The sequence below is a fragment of the Kitasatospora sp. NPDC058492 genome, assembly GCF_042720685.1.
In the GTDB taxonomy this organism is placed as follows: Bacteria; Actinomycetota; Actinomycetes; order Streptomycetales; family Streptomycetaceae; genus Kitasatospora.
Window position 1 is genome coordinate 98179 of the sequence record NZ_JBHXMU010000018.1, and the last position, 16823, is coordinate 115001.

General features: G+C 73.2%; 15 protein-coding genes. 6 read left to right on the plus strand and 9 right to left on the minus strand.

The window, feature by feature from the left end; all coding sequences use genetic code 11:
* Window positions 1-96: 96 nt before the first annotated feature.
* Entirely contained in the window at window positions 97-1599 is a 1503-nt protein-coding gene (gene miaB, locus ACFWPI_RS14680; protein WP_380377600.1) for a tRNA (N6-isopentenyl adenosine(37)-C2)-methylthiotransferase MiaB, read from the minus strand.
* 85 nt (window positions 1600-1684) lie between these two features.
* On the opposite strand from miaB, the gene ACFWPI_RS14685 reads away from it, so the two are divergent.
* A complete protein-coding gene (locus ACFWPI_RS14685) occupies window positions 1685-2704 on the plus strand; it encodes a TAXI family TRAP transporter solute-binding subunit (protein WP_079135875.1) in 1020 nt (339 codons plus the stop codon).
* Between the two features lie 77 nt (window positions 2705-2781).
* Here the strand turns inward: ACFWPI_RS14685 and ACFWPI_RS14690 are convergent, their stop codons facing one another.
* Window positions 2782-4212, minus strand: a complete 1431-nt coding sequence (locus ACFWPI_RS14690; protein WP_380377598.1) for a sensor histidine kinase — start codon at window positions 4210-4212, stop codon at window positions 2782-2784.
* Window positions 4213-4218: 6 nt separating this feature from the next.
* A complete protein-coding gene (locus ACFWPI_RS14695) occupies window positions 4219-4974 on the minus strand; it encodes a response regulator transcription factor (RefSeq protein WP_350880177.1) in 756 nt (251 codons plus the stop codon).
* Window positions 4975-5369: 395 nt separating this feature from the next.
* Here ACFWPI_RS14695 and ACFWPI_RS14700 point away from each other — a divergent pair, with 395 nt between their 5' ends.
* The 5 genes from ACFWPI_RS14700 (at window position 5370) to ACFWPI_RS14720 (ending at window position 10597) form a co-directional block, all read left to right on the plus strand.
* Entirely contained in the window at window positions 5370-6143 is a 774-nt protein-coding gene (locus ACFWPI_RS14700; RefSeq protein ID WP_380377596.1) for an amino acid ABC transporter ATP-binding protein, read from the plus strand.
* Between the two features lie 120 nt (window positions 6144-6263).
* Entirely contained in the window at window positions 6264-7166 is a 903-nt protein-coding gene (locus ACFWPI_RS14705) for a glutamate ABC transporter substrate-binding protein (protein WP_380377594.1), read from the plus strand.
* A gap of 55 nt (window positions 7167-7221) precedes the next feature.
* Entirely contained in the window at window positions 7222-7872 is a 651-nt protein-coding gene (locus ACFWPI_RS14710) for an amino acid ABC transporter permease (RefSeq protein WP_063349327.1), read from the plus strand.
* Window positions 7869-8720, plus strand: coding sequence for an amino acid ABC transporter permease (locus tag ACFWPI_RS14715; protein ID WP_380377592.1), 852 nt, complete (start codon window positions 7869-7871; stop codon window positions 8718-8720). Before ACFWPI_RS14710 ends, ACFWPI_RS14715 begins: the two co-directional genes overlap by 4 nt.
* Window positions 8721-8842: 122 nt before the next feature.
* Window positions 8843-10597 carry an FAD-dependent monooxygenase gene (locus tag ACFWPI_RS14720; RefSeq protein WP_380377590.1) on the plus strand — a complete coding sequence of 585 codons (1755 nt, stop codon included), beginning with the start codon at window positions 8843-8845 and terminating at the stop codon, window positions 10595-10597.
* Window positions 10598-10668: 71 nt separating this feature from the next.
* Here the strand turns inward: ACFWPI_RS14720 and rny are convergent, their stop codons facing one another.
* The 6 genes from rny to ACFWPI_RS14750 form a co-directional block, all read right to left on the minus strand.
* Window positions 10669-12138 (minus strand): ribonuclease Y, encoded by a 1470-nt coding sequence (gene rny / locus ACFWPI_RS14725; protein ID WP_380377588.1) that lies wholly within the window; start codon window positions 12136-12138, stop codon window positions 10669-10671.
* Window positions 12139-12291: 153 nt separating this feature from the next.
* Window positions 12292-13383: a recombination regulator RecX gene (recX, locus tag ACFWPI_RS14730; protein WP_380377587.1), complete on the minus strand. Its 1092-nt coding sequence runs from the start codon at window positions 13381-13383 to the stop codon at window positions 12292-12294.
* A 4-nt stretch (window positions 13384-13387) separates the two neighbouring features.
* The gene (recA, locus tag ACFWPI_RS14735; RefSeq protein WP_380336442.1) at window positions 13388-14503 is read right to left on the minus strand and encodes a recombinase RecA; all 1116 of its coding nucleotides are present in this window, start codon (window positions 14501-14503) and stop codon (window positions 13388-13390) included.
* Window positions 14504-14677: 174 nt separating this feature from the next.
* Window positions 14678-15934, minus strand: coding sequence for an AI-2E family transporter (locus tag ACFWPI_RS14740; protein WP_380336445.1), 1257 nt, complete (start codon window positions 15932-15934; stop codon window positions 14678-14680).
* 84 nt (window positions 15935-16018) lie between these two features.
* Entirely contained in the window at window positions 16019-16213 is a 195-nt protein-coding gene (locus ACFWPI_RS14745; RefSeq protein ID WP_063349322.1) for a DUF3046 domain-containing protein, read from the minus strand.
* Complete coding sequence (locus ACFWPI_RS14750) at window positions 16210-16800, minus strand: GNAT family N-acetyltransferase (RefSeq protein WP_380377584.1); 591 nt, start codon at window positions 16798-16800, stop codon at window positions 16210-16212. Before ACFWPI_RS14750 ends, ACFWPI_RS14745 begins: the two co-directional genes overlap by 4 nt.
* Window positions 16801-16823: the final 23 nt, after the last annotated feature.

Sequence of the window (16823 nt, forward strand, 5' to 3'; positions counted from 1 at the left end):
GGACTCGAAGTCCCGCCGGGCCGCCGTTCGAGGAGCAGGCCCCGTTCGAGCAGCGGGCCCCGTTCGAGGAGCGGGCCCCGTTCGAGAAGCAGGCCGTCAGTCGCCGCAGCAGGCCCCGCCCGCCGGAGCGGCCAGGGGCAGCGCGGCCGGGGCACCGATGCCCGGCAGGCCGAGCATCACCCCGGCCGGCTTGGCCGCGGGCTTGGCCTGGCGCTTCTCCCAGGCGTCGCCGGCCCGGGTGCGGCGCACCGCGAGCGACGGGCCCTCGGCGAGCAGGTGGTGCGGGGCGGCGTAGGTGATCTCGACGGTCACCACGTCGCCCGGGCGCACCGGCTCCGTCGGCCTGCTGAAGTGCACCAGCCGGTTGTCGGGGGCGCGGCCGGAGAGCCGGTCGGTCTTGTCGTCCTTCTTGCCCTCGCCCTCGGCGACCAGGATCTCCAGGACGCGGCCGACCTGCTTCTTGTTCTCCTCCCAGGAGATCTCCTCCTGGAGGGCGATCAGCCGGTCGTAGCGGGCCTGCACGACGGCCTTCGGCACCTGGTCCGCCATCTCGGCGGCCGGGGTGCCGGGGCGCTTGGAGTACTGGAAGGTGAAGGCGTTGGTGAAGCGGGCCTCGCGGACGGCGTGCATCGTCTGCTCGAAGTCCTCCTCGGTCTCGCCGGGGAAGCCCACGATGATGTCGGTGGAGATCGCCGCGTCCGGCATGGCCTCGCGGACCTTCCGGATGATCCCGAGGAAGCGCTCCTGGCGGTAGGAGCGGCGCATCGCCTTGAGGACGGTGTCGGAGCCGGACTGCAGCGGCATGTGCAGCTGGTGCATCACGTTCGGCGTCTCGGCCATCGCGGCGATCACGTCGTCGGTGAAGTCGCGCGGGTGCGGCGAGGTGAAGCGGATCCGCTCCAGGCCCTCGATCTGGCCGGCGGCGCGCAGCAGCTTGGAGAAGGCCTCGCGGTCGCCCAGGTCGGAGCCGTAGGCGTTGACGTTCTGGCCGAGCAGGGTCACCTCGATGACGCCCTCGTCCACCAGCGCCTCGATCTCGGCGAGGACGTCGCCGGGGCGGCGGTCCTCCTCCTTGCCGCGCAGCGCGGGGACGATGCAGAAGGTGCAGGTGTTGTTGCAGCCGACGGAGATGGCGACCCACGCGGCGTACGCGGACTCGCGGCGGGTCGGCAGGGTGGAGGGGAAGGTCTCCAGCGACTCCAGGATCTCGACCTGGGCCTTGCGCTCGACCGCGGCCCGCTCCAACAGCGCCGGCAGGTGGCCGATGTTGTGGGTGCCGAACACCACGTCGACCCAGGGGGCCTTGCGGACGATGGTGTCGCGGTCCTTCTGGGCGAGGCAGCCGCCGACGGCGATCTGCATGCCCTTGTGGCGGGTCTTGACCGGCGCCAGCTGCCCGAGGTTGCCGTACAGCTTGTTGTCGGCGTTCTCCCGCACCGCGCAGGTGTTGAACACGACCAGGTCCGGGTCGCCGTCCTGCCCGGCCTTGACGTAACCCGCGTCCTCCAGCAGGCCGGACAGCCGCTCGGAGTCGTGGACGTTCATCTGGCAGCCGTACGTGACGACCTTGTAGCTCTTCAATCCGCTCTCACCGCTCACCAGACCAGGGTACGGGCAGCCGCGAAGCGCTTTTCCCCCACCGTTTCCCCTCCCGTTCCGGCGGAGCGCCTGGCAGTATCCCTGCATGACCCCCACCACCCCGTCCCGTCTCGGCGCCGCCGTCCGCACCGCGGCCCGCAGCCCGCTGTGGCGGACGGTGCTGGTGCTGGTGCTGCTGGTCGCGGGGCTGGGCGGCTGGTGGCTGTCGGCGGGTCGCTCGCCCGGCTACCCGCGCGGCGAGACGCGTTTCGCGACCGGCGTGCAGCGCGGCGTCTACGACCGGTACGGGCAGTTGCTGGAGGCCCACGTCGCCAAGGCCATGCCGGGGGTGCGGCTGGCCCTGGACAACACCGAGGGCTCGATCGACAACCTGGCCCGGGTGACCAGCGGCCAGGACGACTTCGCGATCGCCACCGCCGACGCCGTCGCCGACTACCAGGGCCCGGGCAAGGACCGGCTGCGGGCGATCGCACGACTGTACGACGACTACCTCCAGCTGATCGTCCCGTCCTCCTCGACGGTGCACCGCACGGCCGACCTCAAGGGGCTGCGGGTCGGCGTGGGCCTGCCGCAGTCCGGGGTGAACCTGGTGACCAGGCGGCTGCTGGCCGCGGCCGGCCTGGACCCGGACCACGACATCGTCCCGGTGTCGGCGGGCGTCGGCGACGCCGCCGACCAGCTGCGCGAGAACAAGCTCGACGCCTTCTTCTGGTCCGGCGGCCTGCCGACCAGCGCCCTCACCGACCTGTCCGACCACATGCGGATGCGGGTCGTGCCGCTGGGGGACCTCGCCGGGGCCATCCACAAGATGGAGGGCGGCGGCACCGACGCCTACCGGGCGGCCACCATGCCCAAGGGCACCTACCCGAACGCCGACCCCAAGGACGCCGTCGCCACCGTGGCCGTGCCCAACCTGCTGATCACCCGGGACGACGTGGACCCGGGCCTGGTCGAGGGCATGACCAGGGCGGTGATCGACAGCCGCGACCAGATCGGCTCCCAGGTGCACGCCGCCCAGTTGGTCGACCTGCGCACCGCCGTCTACACCGACCCGCTCCCGCTGCACGAGGGCGCGGCCCGCTACTACCGCTCGGTGAAGCCCTGAAGGTGGAGCCCTGAGATCCACCGCTCGGTGAAGCCCGGAAGCCCGGAAATCGTACGGGCGCTGCGGGCCCGTACGGGCTACCGCTTCTCCGGCCGCGGCACCGTCAGCGTCACCGCGAGCCCGGTCGGCTCGACCGGGGCGAAGGCGAGCGAACCGCCGCCCGCCGCCAGCAGGGTGCGGGCGATCGACAGGCCGAGCCCGGAGCCGTCCACGTTTTGGTGCCGCGGGCTGCGCCAGAAGCGGTCCCCGGCGCGGGGCAGCTCGTCCTCGGCGAGGCCGGGCCCGGCGTCCGTGACGGTCACCGCGACCTCGTCCCGGCGCACCGAGACCTTCAGCCGCACCCCGCTGCCGGCCGGGCCGAACTTGAGCGCGTTGTCCAGCACGGCGTCCAGGGCGGAGCCGAAGCCGATCGGGTCCGCCATGCCGACGGCGAGCGCCGGGCCCTCCCAGCGCAGCTCGATCCCGCGCTGCTCGGCGACCGACCGCCAGGCGTCGACCCGGGCCAGGGTGAGCGCGGCGAGGTCGGTCTGCTCGGGTTCGGGGCGGGCGTGCTCGGCGGTGGCCAGGCCGAGCAGGTCGTCCAGCACCCGGGCCAGCCGGACGCCCTCCTCCCGGACGCCGCCGAGCTCCTCCTCGTGCCCCTCGGGCAGTTCCAGGCCGAGCACCTCGACCCGCAGCAGCAGGGCCGCCAGCGGGTTGCGCAGCTGGTGCGAGGCGTCCGCGACGAAGGCCTTCTGCTGGTCCATGGCGAGCACCACGTGGTCGGCCATCTCGTTGAACGAGCGGGCCAGCCGCTGCAGCTCGGGCGGGCCGCCGCCGGGCGCGACCCGGGCGGCCATCCGGCCGGTGGCGATGTCGTGGGTGGCCCGGTCGAGGGTGCGGACCGGGCGCAGCACCCACTCGGTGAGCCGGCCGGCCAGCAGCACCGCGACGATCATCGCGGCGGCCTCGCCGGCGCCGATCACCAGCCAGCTGTGCAGGATCCGGGTGCGCAGCGCCCCGGTGGGGGACTCGCTGAGCACCACCGCGACCACGTCGCCGTCGCGCACCACCGGGGTGGCGACGGTCAGGGTGCGGTCGTCGGTCCACGGCCAGACCTGGGGCGGGTTGTGGCTGCGCCGCCCGTCCAGCGCCTCCTGGAAGGCCTGCGCACCCCAACCGCGGGGCACCCGCCAGTCGGCGGGGGCGGCGGCGATCGGCACGCCGTCGCGCTGGAAGATGCCCAGTCGCACGCCGTACAGGTCGTGGTAGCGGCGGACCTCGGCGTCGATCGCGCGCCGGCGGCTGACGTCGCCGGGGGCGGGCTCCGGGTCGCCCTTGAGCGCGGACTCCACCGCCGAGGGGCCGGAGGTGGGCAGGTCCTGGGCGAAGCGGGCGGCGTCGTCGAGCCGGTCGACGACCACCCTGCTCTGCTCGGCCGCCGCGACCGCCGCCGCGAGCGGCAGCCCCAGGGCGGCCAGGACGCAGAGCATGAGGGCGATCAGGATGCCGAGCAGGCGGGTGCGCACGTGCGGTCAGCGCTCCGCGGGGGCGGGCGGGGCCGGGTCCGCGGCGGGCGCCGGGGACTCCGGGATCAGGCGGTAGCCGACGCCGCGGACGGCCTCGACCAGGCCGGGCAGCGCGAGCTTGTTGCGCAGCGAGCCGATGTGCACCTCCAGGGTGCGCCCGTTGCCCTCCCAGCCGCTGCGCCAGACCTCGCTGAAGATCTGCTCGCGCCGGTAGACCACGCCGGGGCTCTGGGCGAGCAGGGCGAGCAGGTCGAACTCCTTGCGGGTGAGCGGCACGTCCCGGCCGTCCACGCTGACCCGGCGGCGCTCCCGGTCGATCCGGATGCCGCGGGACTCCAGCGGGCCGCGCTGCTGCGGGACGGCGTCGGGCGCGGGCACCGCCACCGAGGCGGGGGCGGCGCCGCGGCGGGCCACCGCGTGGATGCGGGCGAGCAGCTCGCCCATGTCGTAGGGCTTGGTGACGTAGTCGTCGGCGCCCAGGTTGAGGCCGTGGATCCGGGAGCGGATGTCGGCGCGGGCGGTGACCATGATCACCGGGACGCCGCTGCCGGCCCTGATCCGGCTGCACACCTCGAAGCCGTCGCGGTCGGGCAGCCCGAGGTCGAGCAGCACCACCCGGTACGGGTCGTTTCCGTCCGGCACCAGGGCGTCCAGCGCCTCGTGCCCGCTGCGGGCGTGCCGGACCTGGAAGCCGTGCCGGCCCAGTACCGCGACCAGCGCGGCGGCCACGCGTTCGTCGTCCTCGACGAGCAGCAATCGCATCCTGCTCTCCTCCTTCCCCCACCTGATCGCCGGGACCGCCTGGTCGGGCCCCGGTCCTGCGCAGTATGAGCCAGTGGGCGGCCCGGCGCCAGGCTCGGTCGCCCGACGGCTGCCACGGGGCGGGGCTCGCCGGCTGCCACGGGACAGGGCGCGCCGGCGCGGACGCCCGCTGTCACATGCCCCGTTGGCGCCCCGGCGAACAGCCCGCGAGCAGCGTGTGGCCGTTTCGTGATCCTCAAGTTCCGCTCAGATCGGCTGACGGCACGTCGTCATCACTCCTATGGTCGGCCCACCGGGGGCTGCGGCTCCGCCGGTCGCGGCTCCCGGATTTCGTACCACCATTGCCGCCCAAGGGAGTTCAGACTTTCACGGGCCGACACGAGGGAGCAGGCGCGATGGCCGAGAATCCGGTCGAGGACTCCACCCCTGCAGCCGCCCCCCTGGTCGTGCTGAGCAGCGTGAACAAGCACTACGGCGCGCTGCACGTCCTGCAGGACATCGACCTGAAGATCGTCCAGGGCGAGGTCGTGGTCCTGATCGGGCCGTCCGGCTCCGGCAAGTCGACGCTCTGCCGGACGATCAACCGGCTGGAGACCATCGACTCCGGCACGATCACCATCGACGGCCGCCCGCTGCCCGACGAGGGCAAGGAGCTGGCCCGGCTGCGCGCCGAGGTCGGCATGGTGTTCCAGAGCTTCAACCTGTTCGCGCACAAGACGGTGCTGGAGAACGTCGTCATCGGCCAGGTCAAGGTGCGCGGGATCGCCCGGGCGCAGGCCGAGAAGACCGCCCGCGGGCTGCTGGAGCGGGTCGGCGTCGGCGCGCAGGCGGACAAAGTCCCCGCCCAGCTCTCCGGCGGCCAGCAGCAGCGCGTGGCGATCGCCCGGGCGCTGGCGATGAAGCCCAAGGTGATGCTCTTCGACGAGCCCACCTCGGCCCTCGACCCGGAGATGGTCAACGAGGTGCTGGAGGTCATGCGCCAGCTGGCCGCCGACGGCATGACGATGGTCGTGGTCACCCACGAGATGGGTTTCGCCCGCTCCGCCGCCAACCGCGTGCTGTTCATGGCCGACGGCCGGATCGTCGAGCAGAACACCCCGGACGCCTTCTTCACCGCGCCGCGTTCCGACCGTGCCAAGGACTTCCTCTCGAAGATCCTCCACCACTGACGCTTCGAGACGACGCGGGGCCGCCGCCGGCAAGGACGCCGGGCGGCCCTGCCCGTGCACGCACCTTCCAGACGCCAGAGCCCGGTTAGCCGTGGCCCAGCTCCCAGGAGAACAACCCTCATGAGGACTCGTCGCACCCTCGCCGTCGCGCTCTGTGCCGTCGCGCTCACCGCCACCGCCGCCTGCGGCAAGGACGGCTCCCCCGGCGCCACCGCCGCGAGCAGCGGCAACGCCCCGGCGCTGCCCGCCTACACGGTCAAGACCGACGTCAAGATCGACTCGGCGATCCTCGCCGAGGCGAAGAAGCGCGGCCAGCTGATCATCGGCGCCAAGGCCGACCAGCCGGGACTGGGCTTCGAGGACGTCGCCAGCGGCGACCGCAGCGGCTTCGACATCGAGATCGCCAAGATGGTCGCCGCCGACCTCGGCTTCAGCCCGCAGCAGATCAAGTGGCAGACGCTGGTCTCCTCGCAGCGCGAGCCGGCCATCGCCAAGGGCCAGATCGACTTCTACGTCGGCACCTACAGCATCAACGACGAGCGCAAGAAGACGGTCTCCTTCGCCGGCCCGTACTACATCGCCGGCCAGGACTTCCTGGTGAAGGCCGACAACACCTCGATCACCGGCCCGGAGAGCGTCGGCGGCAAGAACATCTGCACCGCCACCGGCTCCACCTCGATCAAGAACATCCAGCAGTACAACCCGAAGATCACGCAGTTCGACACCTACTCGGCCTGCGTCGAGAAGCTGCTGTCCGGCGAGGTCGACGCGGTCACCACCGACGACGCGATCCTCAAGGGCTACGCCTCCAAGTACGCCCCCAAGCTCAAGGTGGTCGGCAAGCCGTTCACCAAGGAGAACTACGGCGTCGGTCTCAACAAGGACGACGCGGTCCTGCGCAACGCCATCGGCGACGCGCTCAAGGCCCACGAGGACAACGGCGACTGGAAGAAGGCCTACGACGCGACCCTGGGCGCGTCCGGCTCCGCCGCGCCGGCCGTGCCGGCCCTCGAACGCTACTGATCCGGTCCACGCCCGACCATCCGTCCTGACCATCTGATGAGAGGAGGGCCGCCGGATGGGGTTCCTGTTCGAGCAGGACAACTTCGCGTTGTTCCGCGACGGCTTCCTGCAGACGATCGAGCTGAGCGCGCTCAGCGCCCTGCTCGCCCTGCTGCTGGGCACCCTGCTGGCGGCCTTCCGGGTCTCCCCGGTGCCGGTCCTGCGTGCCTTCGGCACCACCTGGGTCACGCTGTTCCGCAACACGCCGCTGACCCTGCTGTTCTTCGCCGTCACCTTCGGCCTGCCGCCGCTCGGGGTGCACTTCAGCCACCTCACCTTCGCGGTGCTGGCGCTCGGCGGCTACACCGCCTCGTTCGTCTGCGAGGTGATCCGCTCGGGCATCAACACCGTGCCGCTCGGGCAGGCCGAGGCGGCCCGCAGCCTCGGCATGAGCTTCGGTCAGACCCTCACCCTGATCATCCTGCCGCAGGCCACCCGGACCGTCCTGGCCCCCCTGAGCAGCGTGTTCATCGCGCTGCCGAGGAACTCGGCGATCGCCGGCGCCTTCAGCGTCAGCGAGCTGTACAGCGTCCAGCAGACCCTCTCCGAGCGCGGCTACGCGATCTTCGGGATCTTCTTCTGGGTGGCCTGCGCCTACCTGGTGATCAGTGCCACGGTCGCCACGCTGTTCCGCGTCCTGGAATCCCGACTGGCGGTGGCCCGATGAGTAACCTCTTCACCCGCACCCCCACGGCCAGCGTCCTCTACGACGCCCCCGGCCCGCGGGCCCGCTTCCGGTACCAGCTGTTCGGGGCGCTGGCGCTGATCGGCGTCGCCGCCCTGCTCTGGTACGTCTTCACCGCGCTCTCCGACAACGGCCAGTTCGACCCGCAGATGTGGGACGCGTTCCAGTACAACACCGTCCAGCAGCGCATCGTGGACGGCCTGCTCTCCACCCTGAAGGCCTTCGGCCTGGCCGCGCTGTTCTCGCTCACCCTGGGCGGCCTGCTCGCCGCCGGGCAGCTCTCCGACCACAAGCCGGTCCGCTGGGCGGCCGTCGGCTTCGTCCAGTTCTTCCGGGCGATGCCGCTGCTGATCCTGATCGTCGCGCTGTACTACGCGTTCTTCGCGAAGGAGCCGATGTGGGCGCTGGTGCTCGGCCTCACCCTCTACAACGGCTCGGTGCAGGCCGAGATCATCCGCAGCGGCGTCAACGCCGTCCCGCGCGGCCAGGGCGAGGCGGCCTACGCGCTCGGCATGCGCAAGACCCAGGTGATGGCCTCCATCCTGGTGCCGCAGGCCGTCCGTTCGATGCTGCCCACGATGATCGGCCAGCTGGTCGTCACCCTGAAGGACACCTCGCTCGGCTTGATCATCACGTACCAGGAACTGCTGTTCGTCGGCAAGGCGATCGCCAGCCAGCCGATCAACGCCGCGGGCTTCCCCTACATCCCCGTGGTGCTGGTGATCGGTCCGATCTACATCGCCATGTGCCTGCTGCTGACCGCCCTCGCCCGGTGGATCGAAGCGCGCGGCCGTCGCGGCGCGAACCGGCGCACTTCAGCTGCTGCTTGACGCACACGCAGGTGAACTGTTGCATTGCTCTTCGTGACACCTCCCGGGAGCATCCACGCGGCATATGCGGCAGCGGTAACTGACGCCGGCCCATCGGCCGGTTCGTGCCCGGAGGTCACCGCATGGACCCGGTGATCGTGGTCGGGGCCGGACCGGTCGGTCTGGCCCTGGCCCTCGCCCTCGCCCGGCACGAGGTGCCGACCATCGTCCTGGACGAGGGCTCCGGGCTCTGCCCCGAGGGCCCGCGCAGCGTCGTCCTCGGGGCCGACACCGCCGCCTTCCTCACCCGGATCGGCTACCCGCGGGCCGTCTCGGACTCCGCCCTCTGGGACTCCTTCACCGTCTGGCGCCGCCGCCAGGAGGTCCTGCGGATCGACCTCACCGACTCCCCCGCCTTCCACCTGCCCCAGCACCGCCTCCAGCGCGGCCTGCGCGACGCCCTCACCGGCACCCCGCTGGTCCGGCTGGTCCCGCTGAGCCGGGTCGTCGAACTCGAACAGGACCGCGACGGCGTCAGCGTCCGCACCCACGGCACCCAGGACGGCTCCAGCACCTGGTGGCGCGGCAGCCACCTGGTCGGCTGCGACGGCGCCAGATCCGCCGTCCGCAAGCTCCTGAAGATCCGCTTCCCCGGCCGCCCCGCCGTCGACCGCAACGCCATCGCCACCGTCCGGGTCGACCTGCCCTTCCACGAGGCCCGGCTGCACCGCGAGCCCCCGTGGCGCGGCGACCGCGAGGCCTCCGCCCGCCCGCTGCCGGACGGCGTCTGGCGGCTCGACTGGCGGCTGCCCCCCGGGCGGCCCGCCCCCACCGAAACCGTCGACCCGCACGCCACCTGGCCCGGCGTCGTCACCGGCGACACCCTGCTCACCCGGGTCACCGCCACCCTCACCGGCTGGTGCGGCGAACTCCCCCGCTTCGACCTGCTCGCCGCCGCCGACCACACCGCCCAGCAGCGCCTCGCCGCCCGGTTCCGCAGCGGCCGCTGCTTCCTCGCCGGCGACGCCGCCCACCTGCACGGCGCGCTCGGCATGCAGAACCTGGCCGACGGGCTGCGCGACGCCGACAACCTCGCCTGGCGGCTCTCCCTCGCCTGGCACCTCCACTCCGGCGGCCCGCAACCCGGCGGCTCCCTGCTGGACGGCTACGAGGCCGAACGGCGCGGCGCGGTCGGCGCCCGGCTGCGCGCCGTCGACCAGTCCATGCCGCTGCTGCGCCCGCTGCGCGGCTGGCAGCAGACCCGGCGCTCGCTGCTGGTCGGCGGCTTCCGCAAGCACGCACCGCTGCTCGCCGACGGACAGCTCGGCACCGGCCGCTTCGGCGGCGCGCCCGCCTACCCGGCCGCGCCCTCGGGCGTCCCCGGCCGGGTGCCGGTCCAGCGCGGCGCCCGCGGCACCACCTCGCTCAGCGAACTGCTGCCGGCCACCGCCCCCGGCGTGCTCGTCCCGGACCTGCCGGTGCTCGCCGCCGACGGCACCCCGGACCACCTGCACGCCCGGCTCGGCGTCACCTTCCTGCTGCTGCTGGTCGCCCCCGGCACCGCCGTCTGGTCCGCCGAGCACTGGCTGGGCGCCGGCCTGATGCCCCGGCTCGCCGAGGTCGCCGCCGCGCTGCCGGTGCCCGCCGAAGTGCTGGTCACCGAGGAGTACCCGGAGGCCGGGCCGCACACCGTGCTGCTGATCCGGCCGGACGGGCACCTGGTCGGCGCCACCCAGGGCGCCGCCGCCGAGGACCTGCTGGCGCTCGCCGACCGCGCCCGGGGCGGGCCGGCCCCGCTCGCCGGCGCACCCGAACCCGAACCCGAACCCGACCAGAGCCCAGCGCCGGAGCCCGCCGCCCGCCAGGCGCCCCAGCAGGTGGACTCCCCCAGCGCGTAGGTCCCTGGCGCGAGCCCCGGGCGTGCACCCCTGGCGCGGGCCGGACAGGGTGGGACAGGGTGGGACAGGGCCTAACTCGCCACCGCGATGGCCCGGCTCTCCCGGACCACCGTCACCCGGATCTGGCCCGGATAGGTCAGCTCCTCGGAGACCTGCCGGGCGACCTCCCGGGCGATCAGCTGCGCCCCGAGGTCGTCCACCTCCTCCGGCCGCACCATCACCCGCACCTCGCGCCCCGCCTGCATCGCGTACACCTCGGCCACGCCCTCGTGCGCGCGGGCGATCTCCTCCAGCCGCGCCAGCCGCCGCACGTACACCTCCAGCGACTCCTTGCGCGCCCCGGGCCGCCCGCCCGAACAGGCGTCCGCGGCCTGCGTGAGCACGGCCTCCACGGTGCGCGGCTCCACCTCGCCGTGGTGCGCGGCGATCGCGTGCACCACCTCCGGGGACTCCCCGTGCCGGCGGGCGAAGTCCGCGCCGACCGCCGCGTGGCTGCCCTCGACCTCGTGGGTGAGCGCCTTGCCGATGTCGTGCAGCAGCGCCGACCGCCGCACCGGCTCCGGGGCCACCCCGAGCTCGGCGGCCATCATCCCGGCCAGGTGCGCGGACTCCAGCAGGTGCCCGAGCACGTTCTGCCCGTACGAGACCCGGTAGCGCAGACTGCCCAGGGTGCGGACGAGTTCGGGGTGCATCCCGCCGACCCGGGCGTCCAGCAGGGCGTCCTCACCGGCCCGGACGCAGCACTGCTCGACCTCCTCGCGGCTGCGCTCGTGGACGTGTTCGATCCGGGTCGGGTGGATCCGGCCGTCCTCGACCAGTTGTTCCAGGGTGAGCCGGGCGGTCTCCCGGCGGACCGGGTCGAAGCAGGAGAGCTGCACCGTCGCGGGGGTGTCGTCGATGATCAGGTTGACGCCGGTGACCGCCTCGAAGGCACGGATGTTGCGGCCTTCGCGGCCGATGATCCGGCCCTTCATGTCCTCGCTCGGCAGCCGGAAGACGGTGACCGCCGTCTCGGCGGTCTGCACCGACGCCAGCCGCTGGATCGCCCCGGCGAGGATGCCCCGGGCCCGGCGCTCGCCCTCCTCCCTGGCCTCGCGCTCGATCTCCCGGACCGTGACCGCGACCTCCCGCCGGGCCGTGGTCGCGGCCTCGCGCAGGAGTTCGGCGCGGGCCTGCTCGGCGGAGAGTCCGCCGGCCCGCTCCAGCACCGCCACCCGGCGGGTCACCAGCGCCTCGGCCTCGCCCCGGGTGCGCTCCAGCTCGGCGGAGCGCGCGGCGAGTTCGTCCTCCCTGGTCCGGACCCGGCGCAACTCCTCGGCCAACTGCTCCTCGCGCCGGGCGAGTTCGGCCCGCTGCCGGGAGGTCTGCTGCTCGGCCCAGCCGCGGACGCGCTCGGCCTCGACGCCGGCGCGCCGCTGGGCGGCCCGGAGCCGCTTGGCCAGCAGCCCGACCAGGACGGCGAGGAGCAGCAGGACGGCGCCGGCCGACCCGGCGAGTGGCAGCAGGGAGGTGTCCGGTCCGGTGCCCGCAGAGATCCTCATGCCGCCCACTCCCCGTCACCGCTGTCCGCCGCCCGGCGTGGACCGCCGTCCGGAAGCGCCCCCGCACTGAGTGCGAGGCTAGGTGCGGGTCACGAAACGGTCAAGACTCGACCTGGACTGGACCAAGAAGCGTACGCAATGGCTACCGGACGGTCACCAGGCCCTCCCGGTTCCTGACGGTTCGCCCGGCTCCTCCTCGTCCAGCGCGCTCCGCACCACCCGGAACGCCAGCCCCTCGGAGTAGCCGCGCCGGGCCAGCACGCCGACCAGCCGCCGCATCCGGACCTGCGGGTCCAGCCCCCGGGTGGACCGCAGCTTGCGGTCGACCAGCGCCCGGGCGACCTCGGTCTCGTCGTCGTGGTCGAGCTGGGCGACGGCCTGTTCGACCAGATCCGCGGCCACGCCCTTGGTGCGCAGTTCCTGGGCCAGCGCCCGCCGGGACAGGCCCCGGACGGCGTGCCGGGACTCCACCCAGGCCGCGGCGAAGGCCGCGTCGTCGATCAGCCCGACCTCTTCGAGCCGGGTGAGCACCTCGTCGGCGACGTCGTCCGGGATCTCCCGCTTGCGCAGGGCGTCGGCGAGCTGTTTGCGGCTCTTGGCGGCGCCGGTGAGCAGCCGCAGGCAGATGTCGCGGGCGCGGGTCTCGGGATCGGCCGTCTCCTCGGCCCCGGCCCGCTTCCGCCCGGTTCGGCCGGTACGGGTGGAGGGGTCGTGCTCGTCACCCGGAGCGCCTGTCTCGTCCGAGGCGTGCCCGGCGGAGCGCCCGGCCGCAGCGCGCCGCCCACGACGCGCGCCGGGACCGGTGTGCGGGGCCGGGGCGGTCACACCCCCGTGACCGACCGCCCCGGCCTCGCCCCGGCCCTCGCCGGCCGCCGGGAAGCCGGCCTCGTCGAACTCCTCGGCCGCCAGTGCCGAGCGCCGCCTGCGACGGCCGGTGGGCAGTTCTGAGGCGGAGACCAACCCGAGCTCGCCGACCGACGGCTCCGCCGGTGCCGGCCCGGGCGCCGCGCCGCGCACCGCCCGGGTCGGCTCCCGGTCGAACTCCGGCTCCGAACCGGATGCCCACTGTGCGGCGGAGGACCGCTCCCGCCGCCGCCCCTTCCGGGACTGCGACCGCGCCCGGGGCGTCGCCTCGAACGGCGGCTCCGGCTCCCCCGCCACGGCGGCGAACCAGTCCGGTGGCCCGTAGTCGTCGCCGTCCGGACCCGCCGGGCCGCCCTCGCCCACTGCGTCGTGCTGCGTCAACGGTTCAGGCCTTGGCGGCCGCCGCCGTCTTCTTCGCCGCGGCCGTCTTGGCGGCGGTCGCGGTGATCGGCTTCGCGGCGCCGTCGGCGGCAGCAGCCGCCTCGCCCTCGGCCGGCTCCTCGGTCTTCGGGCCGATGCCGAGCTTGCCCTTGATCTTCCGCTCGATCTCGTCGGCGAGCTGCGGGTTGTCCCGCAGGAAGTTGCGGGCGTTCTCCTTGCCCTGGCCGAGCTGGTCGCCCTCGTAGGTGTACCAGGCGCCGGACTTGCGGATGAAGCCGTGCTCGACGCCCATGTCGATCAGGCCGCCCTCGCGGCTGATGCCGATGCCGTAGAGGATGTCGAACTCGGCCTGCTTGAACGGCGCGGCGACCTTGTTCTTGACCACCTTGACGCGGGTGCGGTTGCCGACCGCCTCGGTGCCGTCCTTCAGGGTCTCGATCCGGCGGATGTCCAGCCGGACCGAGGCGTAGAACTTCAGCGCCCGGCCACCGGTCGTGGTCTCCGGCGAGCCGAACATGACGCCGATCTTCTCGCGCAGCTGGTTGATGAACACCGCCGTGGTGCCCGACTGGTTCAGCGCACCGGCGATCTTGCGCAGCGCCTGGCTCATCAGCCGGGCCTGCAGACCGACGTGCGAGTCACCCATCTCGCCCTCGATCTCCGCACGCGGGACGAGCGCCGCGACCGAGTCGATGATGATCAGGTCGACAGCGCCGGAGCGGATCAGCATGTCCGTGATCTCCAGCGCCTGCTCACCGGTGTCCGGCTGGCTGACCAGCAGGGCGTCGGTGTCCACGCCGAGCTTCTTGGCGTACTCGGGATCGAGCGCGTGCTCCGCGTCGACGAAGGCGACCGTGCCGCCGGCCCGCTGGGCGTTGGCCGCCAGGTGCAGGGTCAGGGTGGTCTTGCCGGAGGACTCGGGGCCGTAGATCTCGACCACCCGGCCGCGCGGGATACCGCCGACACCGAGGGCGACGTCCAGGGCGGTGGACCCGGTGGGGATCACGTCGATCGGCTCGTTGGCCTTCTCGCCCAGGCGCATCACCGAGCCCTTGCCGAACTGCCGCTCGATCTGAGCGAGTGCGTTCTCAAGGGCCTTCTCGCGGTCCGTACCTGCCATGGCTTCCACCCTCGGGTTCTGTGCTGTGCGCTTCATCGTCCTCGACGCTAGCGCGTCCCACTGACAAACGAGCCCGACCCGGCTCCGCCTGTGGAAAACTCCTCGCCGGAGAGTACAGAGAACAAATGTTCGATTCAAGCTTCGCACGTCCGACCGGTGCCGCCGCCGGCCGGGTCACCTCCCGTCGCCGCCGACCATCCGCCGCAGCCGCCGCGCCGCCTCCCGGCGCAGCTCCCGCCGGGCCCGCCGCTGCTCGCCCCGGTCGATCCGCGGGTCGGTGGCCACCTCGTACCGCCGCACGTACGTCCCGACGAAGCCCTGCAGGGTGGCCGCCGCCGGGATGGCGATCAGCGCGCCCACCGCGCCGAGCAGCGCCGCGCCCGCGATCACCGCGCCGAACGCGACCGCCGGGTGCACGTCCACCGTCCTCGCGGTGATCCTCGGGTGCAGCAGGTAGTTTTCGACCTGCTGGTAGACCACCACGAAGATCAGCACCCAGAGCGCGTCCACCGGCTGCACGGTGAGCGCCACCAGCACCGGCAGCGCGCCGGCCAGGTACGTCCCGATGGTCGGCACGAACTGCGACATGACGCCGACCCAGACCGCCAGCGCGGCCGCGTACGGCAGGTCGAGCAGCGCGAACATCACCCAGTGCCCGGCCGCGGAGACCACCGCGAGCAGCGCCCGGGAGTACAGGTAGCCGCCGGTCTTGGCGAGGGCGATCTCCCAGGCCCGCAGCACCTCGCCCTGCTTGGCGGGCGGCAGCATCGAGCAGACCGTCCGGCGGACCCGCGGGCCCTCGGCGGTGAAGTAGAAGGTGAACAGCCCGACCGTGAAGGCCTGGAAGAGCCCGCCGATCACGGTGGAGGAGAGGCCCCAGACGTTGTCGGCGGCCTGCTGGGCGTAGCTCTCGATCGCGCCGGAGTCCTTGAGCAGCTTCTTCTGCAGCTCGCCCAGCGACAGGTCCTGATGGAACGTCCGGTTCACCCAGTTGATCAGGTTGTCGACCAGGTGCGGCAGGTCCCCGGCGATCTTCGCGACCTGATCGACCAGCAGCGTGCCGAGCGCCGCGAGGAACCCGATCACCGCGATCCCCACCGCGACGAACACCAGGAAGGTGCCGATCCCGCGACGCACCCCGCGTGCCGCCATCCGGTCGACGGCCGGCTCCAGCGCCAGCGAGAGGAAGAAGGCCACCAGCAGCATCACGAAGAGGTCGATCAGCTGGTGGAAGGCCCAGTCGGCGAGCTGGAACAGCCCGACCAGCACCAGGGCCAGCACCATCGCCCGGGGCAGCCAGCGCGGCATCCCGCCACCCCAGAGGCCGCCGGCCTCGCCCTCCGGCAGCCGCGGTTCGGGCGGCGGGCCCGGAGCCTCGTCGGCGACCCGCGCCGTCCTGTCCGAATTCTGTGCTTCTGCGCTGCTTGTCACTCCGACAGTCTCACCCATCCCCCGGAGCCGCCCGAGCACCGGGCACCCCGCCGGGGCGGGGTCGGTCCCGCGGGCGGGCGGTGGTCAGCGCAGCACGCCGGAGACGCCCTGGGTCTCGCAGACCACCCGCCAGACGTCCTTGGCCTCCCAGCCCGACTCCAGCGCCTGCCGCACCGTCCGCCCGCCGAGTTCGCTCATCACATGGTCGGAGGCGAAGGACTCCGCGTACGTCTCCCCGAAGTGCGCGTGCATCCGTCGCCAGAACTCCGTCAGCCTCATGGCTCCAGTATCCCGGACCGCGCGGCGCCGTCCCGGGCCCGCCACTGCCCGGCCGTCAGCGCGTACTCGACCTCGCCGTGCTCGCTGCCGGGGATCGCCTCCGGGTAGTCCTCGTGGAAGGTGCGGACGAACGACAGCCCGGTCTTCTCCATGACCCGCCGCGAGCCCGCGTTGACCGTCATCGTGTACGCCACCACCCGCCGCACGCCCAGTGCGGTGAAGCCGCGGCGGACCAGCGCCCGCACCCCCTCGGTCGCGTACCCCAGCCCCCAGGCGGCCCGGCGCAGCCGGTACCCCAGCTCGACCTCGGAGCGGTCGCCCTCCCGCGTCGGCCGGAACTCGAACCAGCCCAGGAAGGCCCCGTCGGCCCGCTCCTCGGCCGCCCACCAGCCGAGGTCGCCGTACCGCCGGTAGTGCGCGAGGTACAGCGGCAGCAGTTCGCCCTCGACCCGCTCCCGCGCGGTCGGCCGCCCGCCGGTGAGGTGGCGCATCACCTCCGGGTCGCCGTCCAGTTCGACCAGGTGGTCGACGTCCGCTGCGGTGAAGCGGCGCAGCACCAGCCGCTCGGTGGTGAGGAAGACGGTCACGCCCCGATCCTCACCGACCCGCC

Excerpts from the sequence above, each read along its gene's own strand:
- ACFWPI_RS14685 (WP_079135875.1), top strand. The coding sequence starts at position 1,685 with ATGACCCCCACCACCCCGTCCCGTCTCGGCGCCGCCGTCCGCACCGCG.
- ACFWPI_RS14695 (WP_350880177.1), bottom strand. The coding sequence starts at position 4,974 with ATGCGATTGCTGCTCGTCGAGGACGACGAACGCGTGGCCGCCGCGCTG.
- ACFWPI_RS14700 (WP_380377596.1), top strand. The coding sequence starts at position 5,370 with ATGGCCGAGAATCCGGTCGAGGACTCCACCCCTGCAGCCGCCCCCCTG.
- ACFWPI_RS14705 (WP_380377594.1), top strand. The coding sequence starts at position 6,264 with ATGAGGACTCGTCGCACCCTCGCCGTCGCGCTCTGTGCCGTCGCGCTC.
- ACFWPI_RS14710 (WP_063349327.1), top strand. The coding sequence starts at position 7,222 with ATGGGGTTCCTGTTCGAGCAGGACAACTTCGCGTTGTTCCGCGACGGC.
- ACFWPI_RS14715 (WP_380377592.1), top strand. The coding sequence starts at position 7,869 with ATGAGTAACCTCTTCACCCGCACCCCCACGGCCAGCGTCCTCTACGAC.
- ACFWPI_RS14720 (WP_380377590.1), top strand. The coding sequence starts at position 8,843 with ATGGACCCGGTGATCGTGGTCGGGGCCGGACCGGTCGGTCTGGCCCTG.
- rny (WP_380377588.1), bottom strand. The coding sequence starts at position 12,138 with ATGAGGATCTCTGCGGGCACCGGACCGGACACCTCCCTGCTGCCACTC.
- recA (WP_380336442.1), bottom strand. The coding sequence starts at position 14,503 with ATGGCAGGTACGGACCGCGAGAAGGCCCTTGAGAACGCACTCGCTCAG.
- ACFWPI_RS14745 (WP_063349322.1), bottom strand. The coding sequence starts at position 16,213 with ATGAGGCTGACGGAGTTCTGGCGACGGATGCACGCGCACTTCGGGGAG.